The sequence below is a fragment of the Huintestinicola sp. genome (genome assembly GCF_050874005.1).
GTDB lineage: Bacteria > Bacillota > Clostridia > Oscillospirales > Ruminococcaceae > Huintestinicola.
Map to the genome: position 1 here is coordinate 1 of NZ_JBNMJV010000038.1, position 23,343 is coordinate 23,343.

General features: G+C 45.7%; 20 protein-coding genes, 4 tRNA genes and 1 other annotated feature. Of the genes, 8 read left to right on the forward strand and 16 right to left on the reverse strand.

Features of this window, described 5'->3' with window-relative positions; translation table 11 throughout:
- Nucleotides 1-148: 148 nt before the first annotated feature.
- The 4 genes from ACR0QN_RS11285 to ACR0QN_RS11300 form a co-directional block, all read right to left on the reverse strand.
- Nucleotides 149-222 (reverse strand) — tRNA-Cys (locus ACR0QN_RS11285).
- A gap of 77 nt (nucleotides 223-299) precedes the next feature.
- A tRNA-Gly gene (locus ACR0QN_RS11290) sits at nucleotides 300-375 on the reverse strand.
- Between the two features lie 3 nt (nucleotides 376-378).
- Nucleotides 379-455, reverse strand: a tRNA-Asp gene (locus ACR0QN_RS11295).
- 3 nt (nucleotides 456-458) lie between these two features.
- Nucleotides 459-534, reverse strand: a tRNA-Val gene (locus ACR0QN_RS11300).
- A 325-nt stretch (nucleotides 535-859) separates the two neighbouring features.
- On the opposite strand from ACR0QN_RS11300, the gene ACR0QN_RS11305 reads away from it, so the two are divergent.
- From ACR0QN_RS11305 to ACR0QN_RS11315, 3 genes are all read left to right on the forward strand, one after another.
- On the forward strand, nucleotides 860-1,993 hold the full coding sequence (locus ACR0QN_RS11305; RefSeq protein ID WP_432651322.1) for a fibronectin type III domain-containing protein: 1,134 nt from the start codon (nucleotides 860-862) through the stop codon (nucleotides 1,991-1,993).
- Nucleotides 1,994-2,059: 66 nt separating this feature from the next.
- Nucleotides 2,060-2,746 (forward strand): response regulator transcription factor, encoded by a 687-nt coding sequence (locus tag ACR0QN_RS11310; protein WP_432651323.1) that lies wholly within the window; start codon nucleotides 2,060-2,062, stop codon nucleotides 2,744-2,746.
- Complete coding sequence (locus tag ACR0QN_RS11315; protein WP_432651324.1) at nucleotides 2,743-4,065, forward strand: sensor histidine kinase; 1,323 nt, start codon at nucleotides 2,743-2,745, stop codon at nucleotides 4,063-4,065. Before ACR0QN_RS11310 ends, ACR0QN_RS11315 begins: the two co-directional genes overlap by 4 nt.
- Nucleotides 4,066-4,108: 43 nt before the next feature.
- On the opposite strand, the gene tyrS is transcribed toward ACR0QN_RS11315, so the two are convergent.
- From tyrS to ACR0QN_RS11335, 4 genes are all read right to left on the reverse strand, one after another.
- The gene (gene tyrS, locus ACR0QN_RS11320) at nucleotides 4,109-5,323 is read right to left on the reverse strand and encodes a tyrosine--tRNA ligase (RefSeq protein ID WP_432651325.1); all 1,215 of its coding nucleotides are present in this window, start codon (nucleotides 5,321-5,323) and stop codon (nucleotides 4,109-4,111) included.
- 164 nt (nucleotides 5,324-5,487) lie between these two features.
- Nucleotides 5,488-6,276: a class I SAM-dependent methyltransferase gene (locus ACR0QN_RS11325; RefSeq protein WP_432651326.1), complete on the reverse strand. Its 789-nt coding sequence runs from the start codon at nucleotides 6,274-6,276 to the stop codon at nucleotides 5,488-5,490.
- Nucleotides 6,273-7,187, reverse strand: a complete 915-nt coding sequence (locus ACR0QN_RS11330) for an NAD-dependent epimerase/dehydratase family protein (protein ID WP_432651327.1) — start codon at nucleotides 7,185-7,187, stop codon at nucleotides 6,273-6,275. The genes ACR0QN_RS11325 and ACR0QN_RS11330 overlap by 4 nt, the downstream gene beginning before the upstream one ends.
- 36 nt (nucleotides 7,188-7,223) lie before the next feature.
- Nucleotides 7,224-7,784 carry a hypothetical protein gene (locus ACR0QN_RS11335; protein ID WP_432651328.1) on the reverse strand — a complete coding sequence of 187 codons (561 nt, stop codon included), beginning with the start codon at nucleotides 7,782-7,784 and terminating at the stop codon, nucleotides 7,224-7,226.
- Nucleotides 7,785-7,841: 57 nt separating this feature from the next.
- Nucleotides 7,842-8,054, reverse strand: a binding site (T-box leader).
- 290 nt (nucleotides 8,055-8,344) lie between these two features.
- On the opposite strand from ACR0QN_RS11335, the gene ACR0QN_RS11340 reads away from it, so the two are divergent.
- Nucleotides 8,345-8,902: a manganese efflux pump MntP gene (locus ACR0QN_RS11340; RefSeq protein ID WP_432651329.1), complete on the forward strand. Its 558-nt coding sequence runs from the start codon at nucleotides 8,345-8,347 to the stop codon at nucleotides 8,900-8,902.
- A gap of 48 nt (nucleotides 8,903-8,950) precedes the next feature.
- Here ACR0QN_RS11340 and ACR0QN_RS11345 read toward each other — a convergent pair whose 3' ends face one another.
- Together ACR0QN_RS11345 and ACR0QN_RS11350 are read right to left on the reverse strand one after the other, a co-directional pair.
- A complete protein-coding gene (locus tag ACR0QN_RS11345) occupies nucleotides 8,951-9,805 on the reverse strand; it encodes a DUF5067 domain-containing protein (RefSeq protein ID WP_432651330.1) in 855 nt (284 codons plus the stop codon).
- 351 nt (nucleotides 9,806-10,156) lie between these two features.
- On the reverse strand, nucleotides 10,157-11,506 hold the full coding sequence (locus tag ACR0QN_RS11350) for an MATE family efflux transporter (protein WP_432651331.1): 1,350 nt from the start codon (nucleotides 11,504-11,506) through the stop codon (nucleotides 10,157-10,159).
- A 189-nt stretch (nucleotides 11,507-11,695) separates the two neighbouring features.
- On the opposite strand from ACR0QN_RS11350, the gene ACR0QN_RS11355 reads away from it, so the two are divergent.
- Nucleotides 11,696-12,583: an SPL family radical SAM protein gene (locus ACR0QN_RS11355; RefSeq protein WP_432651332.1), complete on the forward strand. Its 888-nt coding sequence runs from the start codon at nucleotides 11,696-11,698 to the stop codon at nucleotides 12,581-12,583.
- 151 nt (nucleotides 12,584-12,734) lie between these two features.
- Here the strand turns inward: ACR0QN_RS11355 and ACR0QN_RS11360 are convergent, their stop codons facing one another.
- From ACR0QN_RS11360 to ACR0QN_RS11375, 4 genes are all read right to left on the reverse strand, one after another.
- Nucleotides 12,735-13,388, reverse strand: a complete 654-nt coding sequence (locus ACR0QN_RS11360; protein ID WP_432651333.1) for a YesL family protein — start codon at nucleotides 13,386-13,388, stop codon at nucleotides 12,735-12,737.
- 87 nt (nucleotides 13,389-13,475) lie between these two features.
- Nucleotides 13,476-14,243: a Fic family protein gene (locus tag ACR0QN_RS11365; protein ID WP_432651334.1), complete on the reverse strand. Its 768-nt coding sequence runs from the start codon at nucleotides 14,241-14,243 to the stop codon at nucleotides 13,476-13,478.
- A gap of 145 nt (nucleotides 14,244-14,388) precedes the next feature.
- Nucleotides 14,389-15,348 (reverse strand): carbohydrate ABC transporter permease, encoded by a 960-nt coding sequence (locus ACR0QN_RS11370; RefSeq protein ID WP_432651335.1) that lies wholly within the window; start codon nucleotides 15,346-15,348, stop codon nucleotides 14,389-14,391.
- Nucleotides 15,349-15,363: 15 nt separating this feature from the next.
- The gene (locus ACR0QN_RS11375; RefSeq protein WP_432651336.1) at nucleotides 15,364-16,881 is read right to left on the reverse strand and encodes an ABC transporter permease; all 1,518 of its coding nucleotides are present in this window, start codon (nucleotides 16,879-16,881) and stop codon (nucleotides 15,364-15,366) included.
- Between the two features lie 533 nt (nucleotides 16,882-17,414).
- Between ACR0QN_RS11375 and ACR0QN_RS11380 the strand changes: the two genes are divergently transcribed.
- Nucleotides 17,415-18,689 (forward strand): fibronectin type III domain-containing protein, encoded by a 1,275-nt coding sequence (locus ACR0QN_RS11380; protein ID WP_432651337.1) that lies wholly within the window; start codon nucleotides 17,415-17,417, stop codon nucleotides 18,687-18,689.
- 194 nt (nucleotides 18,690-18,883) lie between these two features.
- Nucleotides 18,884-20,383: a 4-alpha-glucanotransferase gene (malQ, locus tag ACR0QN_RS11385; RefSeq protein ID WP_432651338.1), complete on the forward strand. Its 1,500-nt coding sequence runs from the start codon at nucleotides 18,884-18,886 to the stop codon at nucleotides 20,381-20,383.
- 926 nt (nucleotides 20,384-21,309) lie between these two features.
- Here malQ and ACR0QN_RS11390 read toward each other — a convergent pair.
- Both ACR0QN_RS11390 and ACR0QN_RS11395 read right to left on the reverse strand, forming a co-directional pair.
- On the reverse strand, nucleotides 21,310-21,600 hold the full coding sequence (locus tag ACR0QN_RS11390; RefSeq protein WP_432651339.1) for a hypothetical protein: 291 nt from the start codon (nucleotides 21,598-21,600) through the stop codon (nucleotides 21,310-21,312).
- 147 nt (nucleotides 21,601-21,747) lie between these two features.
- Complete coding sequence (locus ACR0QN_RS11395) at nucleotides 21,748-22,383, reverse strand: hypothetical protein (RefSeq protein WP_432651340.1); 636 nt, start codon at nucleotides 22,381-22,383, stop codon at nucleotides 21,748-21,750.
- A 189-nt stretch (nucleotides 22,384-22,572) separates the two neighbouring features.
- On the opposite strand from ACR0QN_RS11395, the gene ACR0QN_RS11400 reads away from it, so the two are divergent.
- Entirely contained in the window at nucleotides 22,573-23,133 is a 561-nt protein-coding gene (locus tag ACR0QN_RS11400; protein ID WP_432651341.1) for an ECF transporter S component, read from the forward strand.
- Nucleotides 23,134-23,343 lie beyond the last annotated feature (210 nt).

Below are 23,343 nucleotides of genomic sequence, written 5' to 3' on the forward strand. Positions count from 1 at the left end.
ACGAAGCAATTTCTGCATTGATTTGTGCATATTATATGATTGTCGTTTCTTTTTCGACAGACTGAACTGAGCCGCTGCAATGTTCAGCGGCTCAGTTATAAGAAAAAGCAAAAAATAAAAGCCCCGAAAAGCTTCGGAGCTTTGATTCTGGAGGCGCCACCCGGATTCGGACCGGGGGTCAGGGAGTTGCAGTCCCTTGCCTTACCACTTGGCTATAGCGCCTTTGATATTTTTTCTCTGCAGAAAGAGAAGCGCACATTTTCGCTGCTGCAAAAATATCAAAAAAGCAGAGAAAAAAATGGAGCGGATTACGAGGCTCGAACTCGCTACCTCCACCTTGGCAAGGTGGCGCTCTACCGGATGAGCTAAATCCGCAAATGGCGACCTGGATGGGACTCGAACCCACGACCTCCGCCGTGACAGGGCGGCGTTCTAACCAGCTGAACTACCAGGCCATTTGGTGGGAACAATAGGGCTCGAACCTATGACCCTCTGCTTGTAAGGCAGATGCTCTCCCAGCTGAGCTATGCTCCCACATTTGTCCTTGTCATTGGCTCTCGCCAACCGACTTTTATATTATACACTAATGCAATGCGTTTGTCAAGTGTTTTTTGAAATTTTTTTCAAAAAAAATTTGGGAGCAGAGCAGATAACGAATTGAAGCCGTTTTCCGTCCGATGTATTATATTATATGCAGTATTTTCCCCTTCTATGACAGATACAAAAAAATTTTCCTCTCCGATTTAAGACTATTTTAAGAAATATTGATTTTTGCCTTGAAAAGCAGAGCGGTATATGGTAAAATAAAAATATACAAATTTCCAAATATGATCCAAACATAAAGAAAGGCTGATGAAAAATGAAATACACTATGAAAATAACAGCGGCTCTTATGGCGGCTGCAATGTCATTTTCCGTTCTCGGAGCCGCTTCCGCAGGCGCAGTAGAATTTACCGTTATTGACGGGGGCAATACCACAAGCACTCCGTCCAATAATACGTCAAACAATAATCCGCCGAGCAACACAGTGAACAGCAGTACCATAGTCCAGAATGCCGTTCCCGAATTTTTCAACGGCTGCATTAAGTTTACCTGGACCGAAGTTCCAAGCGCTGCCAATTATGCCGTTAAGATATGCAGCACCGACGGAACAGTTGTTAAGACCTACTATGTTTCCAATAAATACACCGCTGTCCTTGTTCCCGAAACGGTATTTGCCGTTGAGCACAACACGACAAAGGACTTTTATGCCTGCGTTATCGCCTTAAAAAAGGGTGAAACGGATAACGCCGTCAAAACCTTCTATGCTCCCTCTGCAAGCAAATTTACCGTTAAGTCCGATATGAGCGAATACCCCGAATACGGAGCTGCACAGAATGTGGCGTTTCTGGTAAAGGACGGCAAGCTCCTTATCGGCTGGAAAAACCCCAACGACTTTGCAGAAAAAAAAGATATCTTCTCCGTATCCGTTTGCGACCAGTCGGGCAAAACCGTTTTCAGCCAAAGCATTAAAGCCTGCAATGTTGAAGTCAAAGGGCTTAAAGACGGTCAGACATATACGGTAAAGATATATAACAAATCCTTCTCCGCAATGACATCAGTCCAATATAAATTTGTTTCCGATGTTGTGGCAAAGACTCCCGGACAGAGCAATGCGGAAGCTTCTCCTCAAAAAGGCTCCGAATATAAGCTCCCCGCGCCCCTCAGCATAAACGTAAAATCGGGAGACGGAAAGCTGACCCTTTCCTGGAGCAGCGTTGACGAGGCCTATGCATACAGAATTTATATGTATGATGCAAGCACAAAGAAATACAAGACATACAAAACCACCAAGAGCACAAAATACACCATTAAAGGTCTTTCAAACGGCAAATCCTACAAGTTCAAAATAGCCGCCCTGCGCTATGACACAAATACCAAGAAATACACTCCCGGAAAAGCAACAAGGACAATTACTGCCACTCCCGCAAAGCCTGCTAAAAGCAAGCATTAAAACTTTAAGATTGATTTAAGCCCCGTATGATATCATTATCACAAAGGTCTGAAGGGGGCTGAGAAAATGCGTGTAATGATAGCCGAGGACGAGGAAAAATTAGCCGACGCCCTTGTGCAGATATTTGCCAGAAACAAAATAACCGCCGACGCCTTCGGGAACGGAGCAGACGCCCTGGATAACGCTCTGACGGGGATATATGACGTGATAATCCTTGATATAATGATGCCCGTAATGGACGGTATCGAGGTTTTAAGACGTATAAGAGCCGAGGGTATAAGCACCCCTGTGCTTATGTTCACCGCAAAGGACGAGATATCCGACAAGGTACGAGGACTTGACAGCGGCGCAGATGATTATCTCACAAAGCCCTTTGCAACCGACGAGCTGCTTGCAAGGGTAAGGGCGCTGGGCAGGAGAAGCAGCGCAGCCATAATAAGCTCCGATGTGATAACCTGCGGAGATATTTCTCTCGATACCGCCGCTTACGAGCTTTCCTGCGGTCAGAACTCCTTAAAGCTTGGTCTGAAGGAATTTTCCATAATGGAGCTTCTTATGAAAAACAGCGGCAGGGTGCTGAGCAAGGAAACTCTTATTACCAAGATCTGGGGATATGACTCCGACGCAGAATATAACAATGTGGAGGTCTATATCTCCTTTCTCCGGAAAAAGCTGGGCTTTATAAAGTCAAAGGCTAATATAAAGACCGTCCGTGGGGTGGGCTACACTCTCGAGGAGGATGGCGGCAGATGATAAAGAAGCTCAGAGCAAGATTTACCGTTGTCCTCACGGGGCTTCTCGCCCTTGTAATGCTGGGGGTGCTTGCCTCCATATTCATTTCGATGTACCGTTCCGAGGAGCATAATGCTCAAAGGATAATCGACTTTGCTATAAACATCGACTACAGCGGCAGATGGGAAAATCCGCCGCCGCCGAGAGATGATACGGATAATTCTCCGAAAGACATTGCCGAGCGCCCCGACGGAAAAAACAGAATGCAGATGTCCGCAGGCTGGATAACTGTGAAGCTGAACGCCGAAAATGAAATACAGAGCATTTTTTACAGCAGAGAGCGGTTCTTTTCAAATTCGGACGAGTCCGCCGAACAGAATTCCGCCGTTTCCAAAGCCGCAGAGGAGATAATAAGCCGCACTTCGGAAAACGAGGGAAATGTCTCTGCAGGGGGCGTTTCCTACCGCTACAAGCTGCGGGAAACGGAGGGCGAAAAGATAATCGTGCTCCTCGACCGCACCGACGAGCTATCCACACTCAGGAGACTGCTGTTTATCCTTCTGGGAATTTTCGTGCTGGCTCTCGGAGTCATATTCCTGCTGTCCCTGCTGCTGTCAAAGTGGGCGGTGATACCCATTGAGGACGCCTGGAACAGGCAGAGGGTATTCTTCTCAAACGCCTCTCACGAGCTGAAAACTCCCCTGACGGTCATAAACGCAAATCTTGACGTGATAACCTCAAACCCCGACGACACCGTTGCAGGGCAGGAAAAATGGTTCGGATATATTCGCTGTGAGGCAGAGAAAATGTCCCGTCTCATAAATGAAATGCTCTATCTCTCAAGAGAGGAGCGGACGGACAATCCCCCCGTAATGTCAGAGCTTGACCTGTCCGAAGCGGCAGAGGGAGTGTGTCTCGCTATGGAGGCACTTGCCTTTGAACGGGGCAAGGTCATAAACTCCGATATCGAAAGCGGCATTACGGTAAAGGGCGACAAGGAAAGCCTTGTGCGTATGATAAATATCCTTATCGACAATGCCGTTAACCATTCCTCGGAGCATTCGGATATAAGCGTATCTTTGAAAAAGAGCCGCAAAAACAAGGTAAAGCTTACGGTGTCAAACAAGGGTACGCCTATACCGCCCGAGGAGCTTGAGAGGATATTTGACCGCTATTACCGCACCGACGCTTCACGAAGCAGCTCCACAGGCGGCTTCGGGCTGGGTCTTGCCATTGCAAAGGCAATTGCGGAAAAACACGGCGGCAGCATTACTGCTGAGTCTGACGAGAACAGGACGGCTTTTACGGTGACGCTGAGTGCGGTTTCGGAAAAGGTATAATAACACAACGGGCTTCCGCCGAAATTTGCGGAAGCCCTTATTTTTATGCTCTTGTCACCTTATGGTAAACTTTCTTGCCCTTCTTGATAATAACGCTTTCAGCTATTTCAATAACGCCATTGGGGTCTGTTATCTTAGCATCGTCAACGCTTACGCCGCCCTGTGTAACAAGTCTCCTTGCCTCGCTCTTTGAGGGGCAGAGAGCGGTTTTTACAAGCAGGTCGAGAATGTTGATGCCGCCCTCAAGCTCTGCTGCGGGTATCTCGGTGGTGGGCATATCATCTGTATTGCCCGAGCCGCCGAAAAGCTTCTTTGCAGCCTCAAGGCACTTGTCAGCCTCTTCCTTGCCGTGGATAAGAGCGGTCAGCTCATATGCAAGGATTTCCTTTGCCTTGTTAAGCTCTGCACCTGTCATAGTGCGCTCCATTTCCTCGATCTGCTCGATGGGCAGGAATGTGAGAAGCTTCAGGCACTTGATAACATCTCCGTCGCCCACATTTCTCCAGTACTGGAAGAAATCGTAGGGAGAGGTCTTTTCGGGGTCGAGCCATACAGCGCCCTTTTCGGTCTTGCCCATCTTCTTGCCCTCGGAATTGGTAAGGAGGGTAATGGTCATTGCGTGAGCGTCCTTTGCAAGCTTCTTTCTGATAAGCTCGGTTCCGCCCAGCATATTTGCCCACTGGTCATCGCCGCCGAACTGCATATTGCAGCCGTACTTCTGGAACAGCATATAGAAATCGTAGGACTGCATTATCATATAGTTGAACTCCAGGAAGGTAAGTCCCCTCTCCATTCTCTGCTTGTAGCACTCGAAGGTGAGCATTTTGTTTACCGAGAAGCAGGCGCCCACTTCTCTGAGGACATCAACATAATTGAGGTTTAAAAGCCAGTCCGCATTGTTAACAAGTATTGCCTTGTCGTCGGAGAAGTCGATGAAGCGGCTCATCTGCTTCTTGAAGCAGTCAACATTGTGCTGAATGGTCTCTTTGGTCATCATTTTTCTCATATCGGTCTTGCCCGAGGGGTCGCCTATCATTGCGGTTCCGCCGCCGATAAGGACGATGGGCTTGTTTCCTGCCATCTGAAGTCTCTTCATAAGGCAGAGCGCCATAAAGTGACCAACGTGGAGGCTGTCGGCAGTGGGGTCAAAGCCGATGTAAAAGGTGGCTTTGCCGTTGTTTATCATCTCGCTTATTTCCTTTTCATCGGTGACCTGAGCGATAAGTCCTCGTCTGGTAAGCTCTTCGTATAAAGTCATTTTTAAATTCCTCCGTTTATTTATTTTTGTTTTTTATAATTTTATAAGCCTGATAAAAGCAGAAAGCCGCTATCAGAAGCCAAAATACCATAATTATTCCCCCTTTAATATGAGATGAAACCGTTATGAGGTCTCACTGATACCACCGCCTTTCAATATCATTTTTATATTTTCTCCAGCACGCAAATCGCGCAGTAATGAAGCACATCAAATTCCTCGGGTGCGATTTTCTCAAGCAAAGCCATATGCTCCCTCTCGAAAGCGGCAATTTCATCTTGGGGAAGTGATGCGCCTATTCCCCGACAGGCTTTAATGCGACCATTCCAGCTTTCACGGGTAAAATGCACCTTGACATCGAATATCTCGCTGCACTGCTTTCTGAAAAAGCCTTCGTAAACCTCGGGAATAAATATCTCGTGGCGCATATCACCCTTGCCCGTCCATTTGGGATTATATTTCAGAACAAGCTCCTCGCTTGCCCCTGCCACCTTGTCCTCATAGGGCAGCCAGCCCATATAGAGCACCGCAAGCTTTCCGCCTTTGCTGAGAAGCTTTGACAGCTTTGGAGCGGCAATGTGGTGGTCAAAGTAGAAAAAGCATTGGCAGGCGGTTATGGCGTCAAAGCTTTCGTCGGGGAAGTCAAGCTCCTCGGTGGACTTGCAGAAAAGGTCTATGTCCATACCCTCTGCCGCCGCAAGCCGCTTAGCCTCGGCTATCTGATTTTCCGAGATGTCCGTACCCGTAAAGCGTGCGCCGTATCTGTACATATTTCGGGGGATAACACCTGTTCCCGTGCCGATGTCAAGCACCTTCTGACCCGAAATTCCTATGCCGAAAGAGTGGATTTTTTCGTAAAATTCACGGGGATATATGTCACGGTATTTTGCGTAATCGGAGGAGGCTCTGCCCCAGTCAAAGGGTTTGCCGTTGTCAATATTATTGTTAGTTATCATAACTGCGCCTCATTCCACCGATTTTTCCTGATATATTCAAGATAATCTTTTCTTATAATAAGGTCTTTATTATGCCTGTACCACTCATATGACTGAGCCAGCCCCTTTTCAAGAACCTTTACGTCAGGCATTAGTGAAAGCTGATTTGAAACATCAAGGAAATAGCTGTAATCTCTGAAAGGAAAATAACTGCGTATTTCAGCATTGTCGGGTGCATTTCTGATATCAGCCCGACTGCCTGCGGCGGCGCAACAGAGTTTTACCCATTCGCTGACTGTAACCGTTTGCGGATTTCCCACATTAAAAATATGCTGTATTGGTTTTTTATGAATTATTATTTCAATAAACCTGCACATATCCTCAATATCAAAAAACTGCAAAGGCATTTTTCCGTCATTGGGAACATAAAAAGGCAGACCCTTTTCAGCACATTCAAAAACAAACGCTTCACGGTAAAGATTATTCATTTTGCCGTAAAGATAAGGCGGTCTGATTATATATGCGCCCGGGAACTTTTTAAGCAAGAGCTTTTCAGCCATAAGCTTGTTTATACCATAGTCTCCCCAATGCACATTCACACCGCACGTCTGCTCTTCGGTAAAGGGCTGGGGATTTGTTTCGGGATATACGGCACTTGAACTTACCATAATATAACAGCCATAGCTTCCAAGCCCATCAGTCAAGGTGCTGATGTCATTTTCATTGTAAGCAGTCACATCAATAACAGCGTCAAATTCAATGTGTTTAAGGACATTGCCCAAATCGTGCCGGTCGCATTTTATAAGCTTAATGCCTTCTGACTGAGGACGTGAGCCTCGATTGAGCACATACACCTCGTAATCTTTACAGGCAAAGTATTCCGCTGTATAACGGCTTGCAAAGACCGTTCCTCCGGTAACAAGAATACGCATTTTCCTCCACACCTTTCGGGTCATCTTTCAAAAAGCTCATTCTGCCCAGCCTAACTCTCTGAGCCTGTCCATCTGCTCCTTGTCAAGGTCGTCATAGCTGCCTTTTTCAATGAGTTCTACAGCATAAACAGTTGCTTGTCCGGGATATGTTTCTGCTATCATTTCAACGAGGATTTTTATCCTGTCTCCGTTTTCAAATTCGGCAAAGTCATAGCCTGACCATGAAGTCCCGTCATATGTTCTTACGGAAGTCGGAGCAATATATCCGTCCTGCTCGACAAACACCATATCTCCGTCGTTTTTATCCCGAAGATATCTGCCCTCAAGCCAGCCGCACACGATGGCATTTGTTGCACGATCTGTCGGGTCAAAAAACACTACTGCAGCCGCATCACCATAGGAATAAATATCACCATAGCCGGTGACAGGCTCTCCCCAGGCATCGCATATTTCTACGGTTGAACGCCCTTCAAGGTTTCCTGAAAGCTTATCGTTATCAAGCATTACTGCTTCGGAAAGCGGAATGATCTCAGCCTTGCAGGAACAAAGCAGGAGCGAAAGAATAACGGGAACAAGCGCCGGTTTAAGCTTTTTCATAATGCCACCTCAAACAAAAACGCCCTCTTAAAGCACTTCTTCAAAAGAAGCACGCTTCAAGAGGGCGACAAATACCGCTGTACCACCTCAGTTCGTTATGCGAAAGCATAACCTTTGGAAGACTGTAACGTGTCTCGGTACGGATAGGGCTACTTAAATTTCACCGTATCTGCTCGGGAATGTATCTTCAAAGCGCCGCTGCCCTCTCCCACCATATGAAGGCTCTCTGAAAACGGTTATGCCCTGCTTTTTTTCCGTCATAGCATTTATTTAAGGTGATTATAACATAAAAAATGAGGGTTGTCAAGGATTTTTTCTAAAAGGGCTTGACACATAAGAAAAAATATGTTAGAATTACCTTACAATATTTCCGTGGGGGAGTAATCAGCTTTACTTAAATAAAGCGGCAAATCGACATACCGACCGAAAGGTCCGGTTTGCCTTAATTGATAAGACTCACATACAGATACAGCCGAAACTGTCGGCTTTGTCTGTATGCGAGTCTTTTTATTTTTCTGCGGACATAAACATATATAAAAACAGGAAAGGACTTTCAAGCTATGGATATGCTCACCTTATTTCTCATCGCCGTAGGTCTTTCGATGGACGCATTTGCGGTGTCTGTCTGCAAGGGACTTGCCACCCCCTCCTACAAATTCAAGTACTCCCTTATCTGCGGAGCCTGGTTCGGAGGCTTTCAGGCGCTTATGCCTGCCATAGGTTATCTTCTCGGAGTAAATTTCAAAAGCTACATCACCGCCTTTGACCATTGGATAGCATTCGCTCTCCTGGCGATAATCGGCTTTAATATGATAAAGGAGGCGCTCTCCTCCGACGAGGAAAATGCCGACCCCTCATTTGCACCGAAAACAATGCTTGTGCTTGCCATAGCCACCGCAATTGACGCTCTGGCGGTGGGTGTGACCTTTGCATTCTTAGAGGTGAACATCATTGCCGCCGTGCTTTTTATCGGCGTCTGTACCTTTGTCATATCCGCCGCAGGAGTCAAGATCGGCTCGGTTTTCGGAACGAAGTACAAGTCAAAGGCTGAGCTTGCAGGCGGAGTTATCCTCCTGCTGCTTGGAATAAAAATACTTATTGAACATCTTTTGGGATAAAATTATGATCGGCAGACTGCCTTGATTTTTAAACAGTCTGCCGATTTTTTATTTTACCTTGTAGACCTGCTTTGCATAGATTTCTGCGCTTGAGGGAACGGTGAGATAAACGGTCACGTCCTCATTATTGTTATTGAGCCTGAAGGTTGTGGAAAGGTCTGTCCTCTGACCCGGCTCTACATAATAATACTTCTGATAATGAGTTTCATCTGTCATTCCTTCACCCACAATACTCAGCCTTTCCGTTCCCTGGAATGCCTGAACAGCCACAGCACTTGCAGGCGTTACTGCTGTGCTGCCATTGTTTGCAAAGGAATTAAATATTGTCATTGTTCCGTTATCCGCAAGAGTTGCTTTGGTTATCTCATTGCCATAAACAGAATTTGAAGCAAAGTTTTCATTCATTACGGTACCTAGAGTTATTTCTTTGTTGACATATGTTGCATCGCTGAAGAGCAGCCAGTCGTCCTGGGCAATGACGGTAATGGGGTCTGTGCCGTTTATAAGCTTGTATCTCGTTTTAATATCAATTGCAGCACCGCTCTGCACCTCTGTATTTATGGTCATATTGCCTTCCGGCGTGCCTTCGAGTATAACATCGTCCTGATATGCGTGAACTGCTCCCCATCCAAGCAGCTCCCCGAACGAACGTGAATAGGAAGCGGAATTTTTAAACTGATAGGTCACCAGAAGAACAGAGTTGCCTATGACCTCGGCTTCCTTTACCGTAAATACTCCCGATGTTGTCCCTGAGGAATTAACATCCTTCATTGATATAACGCCCGGCTTGGTTGACATAGGAGTAACGGTATATTGCTGATCATTATAATTCTTGTCCTCACAGCCGCAGAAAAACAGCATTGCGGTAATTATCAGTACTATTGATGATAAAAATTTTCTCATATACATTCCCCTTTTTTGTTTTGTAAAATGCCGTTCAGCATTAGGGGCTGAACGGCAGAAGATCACTTCTTCTTATCATTTTTTTCGGAAAGCTTTTTGATTGCGAGTGCAACTATTGAAATCGTAATGATTATCAAACAAATAGGCATTCCATAGTAAAACATAAATTCAAACATATACATTCCCCCTCCAATACTGCAAATTTTCTTGAGCATAAATATTGAATTATTTCCAATATGTTATACTGTCATTATACAGTATCCGACAACCAATTTCTACAGCTGACAGCTGAATACAGACAAAAAAATACCGCAGTCCTGCCAATCGGCATTACTGCGGCAAATCCATTTACTATACTTTCTTTTCCTTAACAAAAGTCGCCTTAACAAGCTCTCTGTCCCTTGCATATCCCCACACAAGTAGAACTGTCATAAAGAACCACACGATAGGCTCGGATATCATAACTCCGAAATAGCCAAGCACAGGTGCGGCGGCAAATGCCACCATCGCCTTGCCTATCATCTCGATAACGCTGCTGGCAACAGGTATGGTCTTTCGCCCAAGCCCCTGCAGCGAGCTTCGCATTACGATAAGGACGGCAAGGATAAAGTAAAAAGGGGTGTTCACTCTCATATACTTTGAAGCAAGCTCCACGATAAATACCTCGTCTGTGCCTGCTATCCAGCTTACAATGGCAGGTGAGAAAAGATATCCCACCGCCACAGCTGCCGCCGACCATATCCAGCACATAACAACAGCGCTTTTTATTCCCTTTCCCACTCTCTCGGGTCTGCCTGCGCCAAGGTTCTGACTGCAATAGGTGGCGCAGGCTGAGCCGAATGCACTGTAGGGAAGCATCAATATACTCGATATCTTTCTTGCGGCGGTGTGGGCGGCAATGGTTTCGGTGCCGAAATTGTTTATGGCTCTCTGGAGAATGAGGGAGCCTATCTCCACTATGGAGAACATCAGCGCAAGGGACAGTCCCATTGCCATAAGCTCGGACAGCTCTGCTAAGGTCACCTTCAGCTCGTCCTTTCCGGGTATGAGATAGGGAAATCTTATGCAGATGTAAATGCAGCACATCACAAAGGAAAAGCCCTGTGATATTACCGTGGCATATGCCGCTCCCCTTACGCCGAAGCCCAGCTTTGCGATAAACAGTATGTCAAGACCTATGTTTATGAATGAGGAAAATATCAGGAAAACAAGGGGCGTAACGCTGTCCCCCACCGCTCTCAGCACGCCTGCGGACATATTGTAAAGCATAGCTGCGGTCATAAACAGGAGGATAACGGAAATATAGCTGTATGCGGTCTCGAATATCTCCTCGGGGGTGTTTAGTATCCGGAGAAACGGACGTAGAAAAACAAGGCTTAAAACCGTAAACACCGCCGATACGGAAAGTCCGAGTATAATAGTTCCTGCAACGGAGCGTCGCATTTTTACATAGTCCCCCGCTCCGAAATGGCGTGCGGTGATAATGGCAAAGCCGTTTGTGAGACCCGACATAAAGCCGATAATGAGATTTGATATGTAGCTTGTGGAGCCAAGGGCGGCAATTGCCTCAACGCCCACAGTCCTGCCCACGATGACCGTATCTATCATACTGTAAAGCTGCTGAAAAAGGCTTCCCAGCGCAATGGGTATGGCAAAGGCAAATATCATTTTAGCGGGATTTCCCGAAGTAAGCTCTCGCACTTTATTTTCCTCGATTTCTTAAAATATATACTATGATAGATTATCCTATTTCGAGGTATTTGTCAACAAAAAAACAGAATAAATTTTGTTAAATATTTTTTCTGCAAAAATCAAAGGGCGGTTGACGGAGACTTTGAAAAACTGTTATAATATAAACAGAAAAAGTTTTTTTGCGGAAGGGGGCGTTCTATGGAAAGCGTTGAAGCAAGGTCTATACTTCATAAAAACAAGTCCTCTGGCTGGTTCGGCACGGATTATAATATGAACCTTTACCGTGGCTGCTGTCACGGCTGCATATACTGCGACAGCCGAAGTGACTGCTACGGCATCGAGGATTTTGACAAGGTACGGTGCAAGGCAAATGCCCTTGAGCTTCTGCGCTGCGAGCTTAGACATAAAGCCCACACGGGAGTTATCGGCACAGGCTCAATGAGCGACCCTTACAACCCCTTTGAGGAAAAAGCTCTTCTCACCCGTCACGCTCTTGAACTTATAAACGACTACGGCTTCGGCTGTGTTATCCTTTCAAAGAGCAGCCTTATGACCCGTGACAAGGACGTTTTTCTTGCCATAAAGGAACACTCCCCTATGATGTGCAAGCTTACCGTAACCGCCGCCGAGGACAGTCTCAGCCGCATTATCGAACCGAATGTGAGCTTGTCCTCCGAGCGATTTAATGCTCTTGCGGAGCTGTCCGAGGCAGGGATATTCACGGGGATAACTCTTATGCCCGTACTGCCCTTTATCGAGGACAGCGAGGACAATATCCTCAAAATCGTCCGCAAAGGAGCCGAGGCAGGAGTGAAATTCATCTATCCTGCATTCGGTATGACATTAAGAGGTAATCAGCGTGAATATTTTCTTAGGAAAATAGACGAGCTTTTCCCCGGGGAAGGGCTGTCGCAACGGTATTTTGAAGCCTTCGGATATTCCTACGAATGCACCTCACCGAATGTGGACAGGCTGTGGAAATGCTTTACCGCCGAATGCGAACGGCTGGGGCTGCTTTACAAAATGCAGGATATAATTTCCGCTTCAAAACGAGACTATGAGCAGGAGCAGCTGAGTTTTTTCTGATGTGGGTGACGACCTGCAGCGAAGTCACGCTGTAAATTTATGCGTATCGTCCGCTTTGTATCTGCGCCGAAAATAAAAAACGCAGCATTTGAGTTTCATATAAAAACCAACCTCCCGATATCAGCTGATAGCAGATATCGGGAGGTAAATTTTACTGTCCGTCGTGCTCGTGGAGTTTTTCGGGGTTTGAGACCGCACCGGGATCCTTTTCCGTCTCTCTGAAAATGTGCATTGCGGTGCCGCTTATGGTGTAGATTATGCAGGCAGGACCGATAAGCGCCCCCACAAACAGGGTGATCTCATTCCAGAATATGAGCAGAAGCTCCACCGCCACAATAATTATAAGCAGAACCGTCCTGCCGATATGCTTCATTCCGAGACGAAAGGAGTTTTTCAGGCTCTTCGGAATAGTGTTTTCATATCTGACGATAAGGGGGAACACATACAGCAGGCAGAACAGCAGGAAAAATGCTGTAAGGAAGCCCACTATCAGAAAGGGCAGGCTGTTCTCAACCTGATTTGCAATGGTAAAATCAAGATATACCGCTATGACCGCCACTATGGAGATAAGCCCAAGAGGAAGTCCCTGCTTCCAGTTTGCCTTGAAAGCTGTTATAAAATCGTTCCAGATGTGTCCCTCAGCGTCGTCCACGAATTTCATCGCTACCGAAAAAGCGGCGGCGGTGCTGCACCCTACAGTCACTATGGGCAGGCTGAACAATAGCCAAAAGATATTTAAAAGCAGCACGTCCGTAAGGCGCAGCATAAATCTGTAAAGTGGGCTGTCGATACTGAAAAATTTCACGCTTGTTTCTCCTTTTTAAAATGATTACGTACTATGAACGTAAACTCAGCGACATATTTCTAACGTTACCGAGCCGTATGTTTATCGTCAAAGACAAACTATAGAACGATTGGCTGCAGGCTCAGCCTGCTCATACTCTATCTCAAAGTAATCGAGTACGCTCTTCATATCGTCCTGCATTGATAAAAACACATCTAAAAGTCTGTTTGGTTTATTATTAAGCTGCCACTCCTTGAGTCCTTTATAATAGAACAGCTTGTTTTCGTCATTGATATAAAAGGGTACGATGTTATTTGCAAGACACATTTTTAAAATGATAAGTCTCCCCACCCTTCCGTTTCCGTCATAGAAAGGGTGTATCATTTCAAATTCTGTATGAAACCGTGCAATATCATAAAGGTCAAGACGCTTTGAATTCGGATATTTTTCCAGAAGCGTCATCATTGACTGATGAACATCTTTCGGTTTCGCTGTTTTTATTTCACCGACTGTATTTGCATATTTTTTATAATCTCCGATAACAGCTTCGGGATCGTTATCTGTTATAAGACCGCTTTTTAAAGTATAGTGCAGCTTTTTAATATATTCCTCCGTCAGCGGCTCATTGACCGTATCAAGCACAAGGTCAAAGTATTTAAAATGATTGGAGGCTTCAAACACATCATTTACCAAAGCAGTGCCATCAATGCTGTGAGTCTCAAAGATGTATCGTGTCTGTTCGTGAGAAAGTCTGCTGCCTTCTATATGATTTGAATTATAGGCAAGATCCACCTGCATTTTATGATATATCCCGCCGCTTATTTTATTTTTCTTTTCAAATAACAGCGTGTCTTTCAGAAGTCTTTTTTCAGTCATTGCCCTTTTTATCTCCTTAAAAGCAAACTTTCCAAAATTAAGTATATCACATTTATCCGCAAAAATCAACCTGTGTTCGGAACATTGCCATAAAAACAGGGTACGGAAAGAACCCCCCGTACCCTATTATATTATCTGCTATAGATCAGCCCTTGACTGCGCCCAGCATAATACCCTTTTCAAAATATTTCTGCATAAAGGGATATACAAGAAGAATGGGTATGATCGTTACCATTGAAATGGTGTACTGAATTACCTTGGTGTTGAGCATTCCCGCAACGGCGGTGCTGTCGCCTGCAGAGGCTCCGTTCATCAGAGCGCCCAGGTTTGAGGAGGAGTTCAGATAAACGTAAAGTCTGTGCTGGAGGGTATAAAGCTCGGGAGAGTTTGCATTGTAGATAAGGGAGTCCTGGAAGGAGTTCCAATGTCCTACTGCGCCGAAAATGGTGATGGTCGCAAGGATAGGCTTGCTGAGGGGCCAGATGATCTTTTGGAAGATCGTCCAGTAGCCTGCGCCGTCCATAAATGCGCTCTCCTCGATCTCGTGGGGAATTGACTCCACGTAGGTCTTGACAAGGATAATGTTGTAGGGCGATACGATACCGGGAATGATGTATACCCAGAATGTATTGGTAAGACCCAGCATTGCGAAGTTTAAGTATGCGGGGATAAGACCTGCGTTGAAATACATTGTGATAACAAGGAAGCGGTACCAGAATTTTCTGTGCCACATTTCCTGCTTTGTCATAAGATAGCCTGCAAGACCCGATGCGAAAACCATAAGTGCGGTTCCTATAACGGTTCTGAGAATTGTCACTCCAAAGGAGTTCCACAGGTCATTAACGTTGCCCATTGCAATATAGTTCTGAAGAGTGATATTCTTGGGCAGGAAGGTAATGGCACCCTTTACAACAAGGTCGCTGGCTGAAATGGTGTTAATGAATATGTAGTAAAAGGGGAAGATACAGCTGAGTGTGAACAGACCGAAGAACAGGTAGTTGAAAATATTGAACACAACGTCCTGCCAGGAGAGCTTTATGTGAGTGGTATGCTCCTTGAAGCGTTTTTCTTCCGCTCTTTTTTCTTTAAGTTCTGCAAGAGACATAACTGCACCCCTTTCTTATACGATGCTCTCGCCACGAACAGCCTTGGAAATGCCGTTTGCGGAGAAGAGAAGGATCACGCTTATGAGAGACTTGACCATACCGATAACCGTTGACAGGGGAATAAGTCCGCTGCCGATACCCAGGTTATAAACATACAGGTCGAGGACCTCAAGGCTTGCGGCGTTCTTTGCGTTGGAGAATACCAGGTACTGCTCCATTCCGTTGGTAAGGATATTTGCAACGGACATAAGAAGGAGGACCATATATGTGGGGATAAGAGAAGGAATGGTAACATACCACATCTTCTGGAAGCGTCCTGCGCCGTCCACCGTTGCCGCTTCAAACAGGGACTGGTCGATGCCCGAAATGGAGGCTATGTAGATGATGGCGTTCCAGCCCAGACCCTTCCACATTCCCCAGGCAAGCATTTTCAGCCACATATGGGAGCTGTCCATAAGGTAGTTTGTGGTAACGGGATTTCCTACGCTCTTGAGGAAGGTGTTGATAAATCCGTCTGTAGAGAAGATAGCAAGTGCGATAGCATATACAAGCACCCAGCTTATAAAGTTGGGGATAGTTGTAAAGGTCTGCACAAATCTTCTGAAGGTGTTGTTCTTGATCTCCGAAAGGAAGATGGCAAATATCATAGGGACCCAGCTTGTGAGGATACCGAGACCGCTCATCGCAAGAGTGTTCTTGATAACACGGAGGATATCCTTCTTTGTAGCCGCATTCTGGAAAAGCTGAGTGAACCACTTGAAGCCCACGAATTTATCGGGAGAAAGGGTCTCGCCCGACTTGTAGTCGTAGAACGCATACCGCCAGCCGAAAAGAGGAAGATATGCAAAGAGGAAGGAAAGAACGAGAATGGGGAGCATCATAAGGAAGAGCTTGTACTTATCTTCCATATACATCTTGCCTGCCTTTTCAAAAGAAGGAAGCAGGAAGAAAACTGCAATGCACAGCGCTAAAAGCAAAATGGTGATAACGAGGAACAGTCCGAAATAGGGAATGCTTTCAGCAGGGCCTATCTTCTCGGGACGTTCTGTCAGGCTTACCTGACCAAAAGCGCTTTTTATACCCATAAGGCAGCCCAGCATAAAGAGCGTGCCTGCGCCTGTCACAGCAGCTGCGATCTTCTTCATTTTATTGCTGCCGAGAGACATACAGCCGCCCACAGCATAGAAAAGCGCCGCAACAATAGAAAGCATACTTGAGCCGAAAAGAAGCTTGAATGTGGACTCCTGTACCCAGCCCTTGGTGAATGCTCGTCCGAGATTTGAAACCAGCGTATCATAAGCAATTCCGCAGGTGAAAAGGGACATATTCTTGTTGATCTTATCGCAGATCCTTGCAGGGTTGAAGTTCGGGAAGAACAGCAGGACTATCTCTGCTATCAGCAGTATCCTGACGCCCCACAGCAGAATGTCCGCTGTTTTTTCCATAGGAGTTTTCTGGACGATGTTTTTCTTGGCTTTTCCGATGTCGTCGGGACTTCTTACCGACAATGCCGTTGATAAATTATCCGACATCTTGCAGCACCTCCGAATTTGATTTGTTTTGCCGCTTACTTGCGACCTGCCGCACAAATGCGTCACTTAATCGTTTTCATACGGCTGTGGGAAAAAGGCGGCTCAAAAAGCCCGACCGCCTTTCTCAATATTGTTTAAAAATATTATATCAGTTTTTGTGATAAATGTCAAGAGTTTTTTTGAGATGAGCAAAATTTTTGTTTATGATAACGAACAAATCTTTTGTTAATCGTTTACAAAAAATCAGCTTGGTTTTGAGGCAAATTGCAGTAAGCGAAAAAAATACAAAGAAAAAAATCTTCTCCCGTTCATTCGTTGAACTATTTATATTTTTTTAACGGGTTTTTTTCAAAAATTTGTGCTAATATTATTGCTAAGGGGAATATTTGTAAAAATATACCAAAAAACAGACAGGCAATTTTGTTCATTAAGGTAAGGCATATTTCCAATGTAAACGGTATCAGCAGCCTGCCGAATTTCGGATAATGCCGTCTGTTTTTAACCTAAAAAAAATATGGAGAGGGTCATTAGTTATGAAGTCAAAAAAGGTAATCAGTTCTGTTCTGGCATTCACACTTGCACTTAGCACATTTGCTGCGCTCCCCGAGCTTACAAACGGCGCAGTCGATACCGGTATAACAGCTTCGGCAGCTGAGTATTACAAAAAGGTCGACGGCTTTGTGCTGAACAAGGACTCAAACGGCAATATCTACGTCAGCGACTACACGGGCAAAGGCGGAGATATCACGATCCCCAAGGAAGTAAAATATATAGGTGCAGAAGCATTCCAGTTCAATACCTCTATTAAAACCGTAACATTCCCTGCAGGAACAACTAAATACGGTATCGGAAACAATGCTTTTGAGGGATGTACAAATCTTAAATCTGTTAACATAGGCGGCGATGTCGGCGCTGACGGCAATGACGGTATCGGCGCAGACGCATTCAAGAGCTGTCACTTACTCAGCAAGGTGACCTTCAAGAAAAAGGATGCCTATGTAGCTTACATCGGTGAAAATGCATTTTTCTCCTGCTATAATCTCAAAAGCATAAATCTCCCTTCTAATACTGCTTTGATCTGTGACGGAGCATTTCAAAACTGCATTAAACTCAGCAGCATAACCATTCCCGCAAATACAAAGATAGAAGGCAGCTATACCTTCGGATATATGTTCGGTTCTTCAACCTCCGACGATTACTATGATTTTTGTTATAACAATGTGGAAAAGAAGGCTACAAGCTTAAAGGCTAACGGCAAAAAGACTGTTTACTGGGAGCTGTACGCTCAGACATTGCCCGAAGCAGAAAAGCTTGCCAAAAATATTTTAGGCACAGGCGCAAGCACCGCAGGTATGACGATGCAAGGCTATGAGGAAGGCGATGAATTTATTCCCTATGAATATTCGTTCTGCATACCCATCAAGCAGTGCGAGATAACTCTGAACGTTGCTTCCGGTTCGCCTGCCGAGAAATGGGCAAAGAAACAGGGTATCAAGTACAAGAACGGTTCCGGCGAGTCCTCGGCTGATGTGCTTGACGCTCCCGCAAATATCGACGCTACCAAGACAAAGAATTCCGTTACCCTCATATGGGACGATGTAACCGGTGCATCCGCATACAGGGTCTACCAATACAATACTTCAAATGGAAAGTATGTAAAATACAAGGACGTAACTGTTTCCAAGTGCAAGATCACCGACCTTAAAGCCGGCACCAAGTATAAGTTCAAGGTTGTTGCTCTCAAGAAAAATCAGGGCAAATATACCGAAGGCGAATACGCTACAATTTCCGTTACTACCAAGAAATGATTTTATTTATGATGTGACCTGAAAATTGCCCTGTATACGTTGGTATGCAGGGCAGTTTTCTTTTTTGCTGTGATATATATGACGTGCATATAATTTTTGGAGATGTAAATATTATTTTTTGAAAATGGATATTGCAATGCAGACGGAAATAATGTATAATAAAGAAAAATAATTTCGGAAAGGAAATTTTTATTATGAGAAGCTGCGGAGTGCTTATGCACATTACAAGCCTCCCCTCCCCCTGCGGAACGGGTACTCTGGGCAAAGAGGCTTACAAGTTTGTGGACTTTTTAAAGAAAGCGGGACAGACCTACTGGCAGATACTTCCCGTTGGCCCCACGGGCTTCGGTGACTCGCCATACCAGAGCTACAGCGCATTTGCGGGCAATCCCCTGCTTATCGACCTTGATATGCTTGCCGAGGAGGGCCTTATCTCCGCAGACGACAAGGATATGGAGCTGCTCCGCCGAAAGGAAAGCTTTGCGGACTTCGGTCAGCTTTTCTCATTCAAGCGGCTCATACTTGCAAAGGCGTGTGCGGCGTTCAAAGAGAAGGCAGACCCTTCTCAGACTGCGGATTTTAAGGAGTTCTGCCGCAAAAATGCGTGGTGGCTGGACGATTACGCTTTGTTTATGTCCCTGAAATACTTCTTCAAGCAGAAAATGTGGACGCTGTGGGACGATGAATACCGCCTGAGAGACAAAAAGACACTTGAGGAATATTCCGAAAAGCATTCGGACGATATAGAAGTCTGGAAATTTATGCAGTACAAATTCATCAGGCAGTACAAGGCTCTGAAAAAATACGCAAACAAGCGTGGCATAAAGATCTACGGCGATATGCCTATTTACGTTTCTATGGACAGCAGCGACATATGGGCTTCTCCCGAGATGTTTATGCTCGACAGCGACAGACGTCCCGTAAAGGTGGCAGGCTGTCCTCCCGATGATTTTTCTCCCACAGGTCAGCTATGGGGAAATCCTCTCTATGACTGGGACTATATGGAAAAGGACGGCTACAAATGGTGGATATCCCGTGTGAAATACAGCGCAAAGCTGTTTGACCTTACACGAATTGACCATTTCAGAGGCTTTGAGAGCTTCTATGCTATTCCCGCAGAGGACGAGACCGCCGAGCACGGGGAATGGCTCAAAGGCCCTTCAATGAAGCTCTTTAAAGCGATAAAAGACGCTCTGGGCGATGTTCCGCTTGTGGCGGAGGATCTGGGCTTTCTCACAGATGACGTGAAGGATATGCTCAGAGAAGCAGGTTACCCGGGTATGAACGTGCTGGAATTCGGCTTCGGCGGCGATGACAGCGGATATCTTCCCCACAACTACGTTAAAAACAGCGTGGTATATATCGGCACTCACGACAATGAGACTGCTCTGGGCTGGTACAGAGGACTTGATAAAAAGGGCAAAAAGCGTGTAAGGAAATATCTGGGTCTTTCCAAAGGAGCTTCCGACAGCGAGATAGTTTGGGCGCTTATAAGGCTGGCATACTCCAGCGTTTCCGAGGGCTGCGTGATACAGATGCAGGATCTTTTATGCCTTGACAACTCGGCAAGAATGAACATTCCCTCCACCATCGGCGGCGGCAACTGGGCGTGGCGGCTGAAGGGCGGAGAATGCACCCCGGAGCTTGCAAAGAAAATGAAAAAGCTTGCAAAAACTTACTATAGAGCAGGCTGAAGCAGGCTGAGGCAGGCTGAGCCTGCAGCCGCTCGTTCTATAGTTTGTTTTGGGCAGCAGGCAGACGGCTCGATAACGACAGAAACGATCTGCCCCATAAATCGAAATATATCGAGCTGTTTATTTTGTAATGATTCCTGCGGAATAGGACTTATGATAAAATCAGTTAAATTGTGGGGGATGCAAAGGGACAACCTAAGGGGAGGGGGAAAAAGAAAACCCAACAAAAATGCGGAATTTCCCCCTTCCCTTTAGGTTTTCCCTCTGCACTCTCTTTCCCTTACTCCTCCCCCTTTCCGCATTTTTACATATTTGTTTTAAATTGTTTTTATAAGTCCTTTTCTTAATTTTGTTCAAACTTTTTTACCACGACACCTCTTCTTTGCGGTTCCCCGTTTATCGGAGTGGGGTATATGCCTATACGGTTTAAGTTTGCGGCTTGGAACTATTCAAAAATTCCCAACCCCAAACCTAAGCAGAATGGGCGTATGCCCCATAATAGGCTACGGAGAACCGCAAAAAAGGAATGACGAGGTGAAATGCCTCGAACAAAACCAAATATAAGGCTCAAAACTTTAAGGTTCAAGCATAACTGTAAAAATGCGGGAAAGGGGAGGGGGTAGGGAAAGAGGTTGCAAGGGGAAAACCGTAGGGGAGGGGAAAGTCCGCATTTTTGTTGGGTTTATTTCTTTCCCCTCCCCTTAGGTTGTCCCTTTGCATACTATCTAACAGGTTCAAGCAAAATTATATATAAGCCAAATAAACAGCCAGAAATATTTCGATTTATAGGGCTGCTTATATGTATCGTCACCGAGCCGACAGTCTGCCGCCCAAATAAATTACAGAACGTCTCGCTGCGGGTCGTCACCCGCAAAAAACGGCGGAGAAACCACAGGTCTCTCCGCCGAAAATTTTCTTTTAAATTATCAGAAATCTGCTTCCTCGTCCTTGTCGGGGGAAGAAGCGGCTTCAACGTCTGCATCGTCTGCGCCGTCGAGAGCCTCAAGCTCCTCTACATCGCTGGCGGACTCGTCCTTATCGGAACAGCCGCAGCAATCGCAGCATTCGTCATCGTCGCCGAAGTAGATCTCATCGTCATCATCAAAGCTGTAATCGTACTGCTCAAGCTCCTCACGCTTCTTAACGGCGTAAACTGCGGCAGCAGCTCCTGCAGCAGCAGCGAGCATTGTGAGAACTGCAACACCTAAACCTTTCATAATGTCATCTCCTTTAAATAATTCCAGAATTTTTACTCCGGGAGAATATGCTTCCCTGAATGTATTTTTATTATACCACAAAGGATTTTAAATTACAAGAGCCAAATGAGTTTTTTTGTCATTTTCAAAGTAAAATCTAATCCCGTTTTAATTTTCTTCCTCGGGCTCTGCCATACTTATGGAAAGCTCGTCTAAGGTAAAACTCTTGTCTGTAACGGATTTGAGGAATATCTGCGCCTTTTTGGGGTCCTCGTTTCTGATGGTGACGGCGGCGGTGTTTTCGGGCACGTCAACGAAGCATTCCTCAACTCCGAACTGCTCGTCAAGAAGCGCTTTCGCTTCAAGGCTTATTTCGGTGAGCCTGTTGAAGGAGCGCTTTACCGTCTCAAAGCGGACGCAGGTGTAATCACCCAGCACCTCGGTATAGCTCTCGGGCGGGGTATTTTCGGTGATATTTACAAAAAGAGTTCCCGCATAGCTGTAAACTCCGCCGTAATCATCGGGATATACAATGCCGTGCTCCGTTTCAAAAGATGCAAGAAGGCGCTCGTAGGCGTTCTGGACGGTGTCCTCGAAGGGTATCTCTTTTTGGGTAAATACGGTGGTCTCGGTGGTAGTTTCGGCGGTTGTGACGGCAGTGGTTTCCGAAGCTGTGACGGTGGTCTCCTCCGATGTCTCCGAAAGTGCGGTTTCCGCTGCGGGAGCTTCCGTCACCTCGGGAGAACTGCCTGCACAGGCGGTAAGAAATGCCGCACACATCAGGGCGGCAATAATTTTTTTCATTTTGCTATCATTCCTTTTCTTTTTAACGGGATAGTTCCCGACAAATATAATATAGCATTTTACGTTCGGTTTGTCAACAGAAATTTTGGTTTTAATAATGCTCATTCTCTTGATTTTCCTGCTGTCATATGGTATAATTCGTACATATAAAATTATCCTTACGGATATTATGCAAAGGAGTTTTTGGATATGTCATCAGCAGTTAAAACACTTGACAAGCCCCGTCTTTCAGTAAAGGCTCAGACCCTGTGGGCTGTGGGGGCAGTTGTGGGAGCGGTGGCTCTCCCTCAGCTTTTCCATCTTATGGGTGCGGTATCGGGACTTGGCACAAAGCTTGGAGAAGCTTTTCTTCCTATGCACCTGCCCATTATTCTTGCAGGGCTTCTTGCAGGACCTTATGCGGGGGCGATCGCAGGCTTTCTATCCCCTCTCATAAGCTTTGCACTTTCGGGTATGCCCTCGGCGGCAATGCTCCCCTTTATGATGATAGAGCTTTGCGCTTACGGTCTTGCTTCGGGACTTCTGAGAAATGTTAAGCTGCCTGTTATCGGCAAGGTGCTGATCGCTCAGGCAGGCGGACGGGCTGTCAGAGCCGCTGCTATTGCATTTTCCGTTTATGCTCTCGGAAATGACAGCATAAAGATATCTGTGATATGGACAAGCATTGCTTCGGGCATTTTCGGTCTTGCGCTTCAATGGGTGCTTATCCCGCTTATTGTTTTCAGAGCGGAGAACGGAAGCAGAAAGTGAATCGCATTTATTCTCTGTTTTGTATTAAGAAATAATTTTTTACGCCGATATGCCGATATATATAATAAGTAAAGGTAACATCTAAAAACCCCTGTACAAAAAAGAAAAAAAGTGGTAAAATAGAGATATGAAAATAAGACAGATAGGGTTCTTTGATGAGGAGAACCGATACAAGAAATTAACAGAATTAGGCGATCCGCTGGAGAAACT

What these genes read in the sequence shown, in the direction of transcription:
- ACR0QN_RS11305 (WP_432651322.1), top strand. Translation starts at nt 860, where the DNA reads ATGAAATACACTATGAAAATAACAGCGGCTCTTATGGCGGCTGCAATG.
- ACR0QN_RS11310 (WP_432651323.1), top strand. Translation starts at nt 2,060, where the DNA reads ATGCGTGTAATGATAGCCGAGGACGAGGAAAAATTAGCCGACGCCCTT.
- ACR0QN_RS11315 (WP_432651324.1), top strand. Translation starts at nt 2,743, where the DNA reads ATGATAAAGAAGCTCAGAGCAAGATTTACCGTTGTCCTCACGGGGCTT.
- tyrS (WP_432651325.1), bottom strand. Translation starts at nt 5,323, where the DNA reads ATGACTTTATACGAAGAGCTTACCAGACGAGGACTTATCGCTCAGGTC.
- ACR0QN_RS11325 (WP_432651326.1), bottom strand. Translation starts at nt 6,276, where the DNA reads ATGATAACTAACAATAATATTGACAACGGCAAACCCTTTGACTGGGGC.
- ACR0QN_RS11330 (WP_432651327.1), bottom strand. Translation starts at nt 7,187, where the DNA reads ATGCGTATTCTTGTTACCGGAGGAACGGTCTTTGCAAGCCGTTATACA.
- ACR0QN_RS11335 (WP_432651328.1), bottom strand. Translation starts at nt 7,784, where the DNA reads ATGAAAAAGCTTAAACCGGCGCTTGTTCCCGTTATTCTTTCGCTCCTG.
- ACR0QN_RS11340 (WP_432651329.1), top strand. Translation starts at nt 8,345, where the DNA reads ATGGATATGCTCACCTTATTTCTCATCGCCGTAGGTCTTTCGATGGAC.
- ACR0QN_RS11345 (WP_432651330.1), bottom strand. Translation starts at nt 9,805, where the DNA reads ATGAGAAAATTTTTATCATCAATAGTACTGATAATTACCGCAATGCTG.
- ACR0QN_RS11355 (WP_432651332.1), top strand. Translation starts at nt 11,696, where the DNA reads ATGGAAAGCGTTGAAGCAAGGTCTATACTTCATAAAAACAAGTCCTCT.
- ACR0QN_RS11365 (WP_432651334.1), bottom strand. Translation starts at nt 14,243, where the DNA reads ATGACTGAAAAAAGACTTCTGAAAGACACGCTGTTATTTGAAAAGAAA.
- ACR0QN_RS11370 (WP_432651335.1), bottom strand. Translation starts at nt 15,348, where the DNA reads ATGTCTCTTGCAGAACTTAAAGAAAAAAGAGCGGAAGAAAAACGCTTC.
- ACR0QN_RS11375 (WP_432651336.1), bottom strand. Translation starts at nt 16,881, where the DNA reads ATGTCGGATAATTTATCAACGGCATTGTCGGTAAGAAGTCCCGACGAC.
- ACR0QN_RS11380 (WP_432651337.1), top strand. Translation starts at nt 17,415, where the DNA reads ATGAAGTCAAAAAAGGTAATCAGTTCTGTTCTGGCATTCACACTTGCA.
- malQ (WP_432651338.1), top strand. Translation starts at nt 18,884, where the DNA reads ATGAGAAGCTGCGGAGTGCTTATGCACATTACAAGCCTCCCCTCCCCC.
- ACR0QN_RS11390 (WP_432651339.1), bottom strand. Translation starts at nt 21,600, where the DNA reads ATGAAAGGTTTAGGTGTTGCAGTTCTCACAATGCTCGCTGCTGCTGCA.
- ACR0QN_RS11395 (WP_432651340.1), bottom strand. Translation starts at nt 22,383, where the DNA reads ATGAAAAAAATTATTGCCGCCCTGATGTGTGCGGCATTTCTTACCGCC.
- ACR0QN_RS11400 (WP_432651341.1), top strand. Translation starts at nt 22,573, where the DNA reads ATGTCATCAGCAGTTAAAACACTTGACAAGCCCCGTCTTTCAGTAAAG.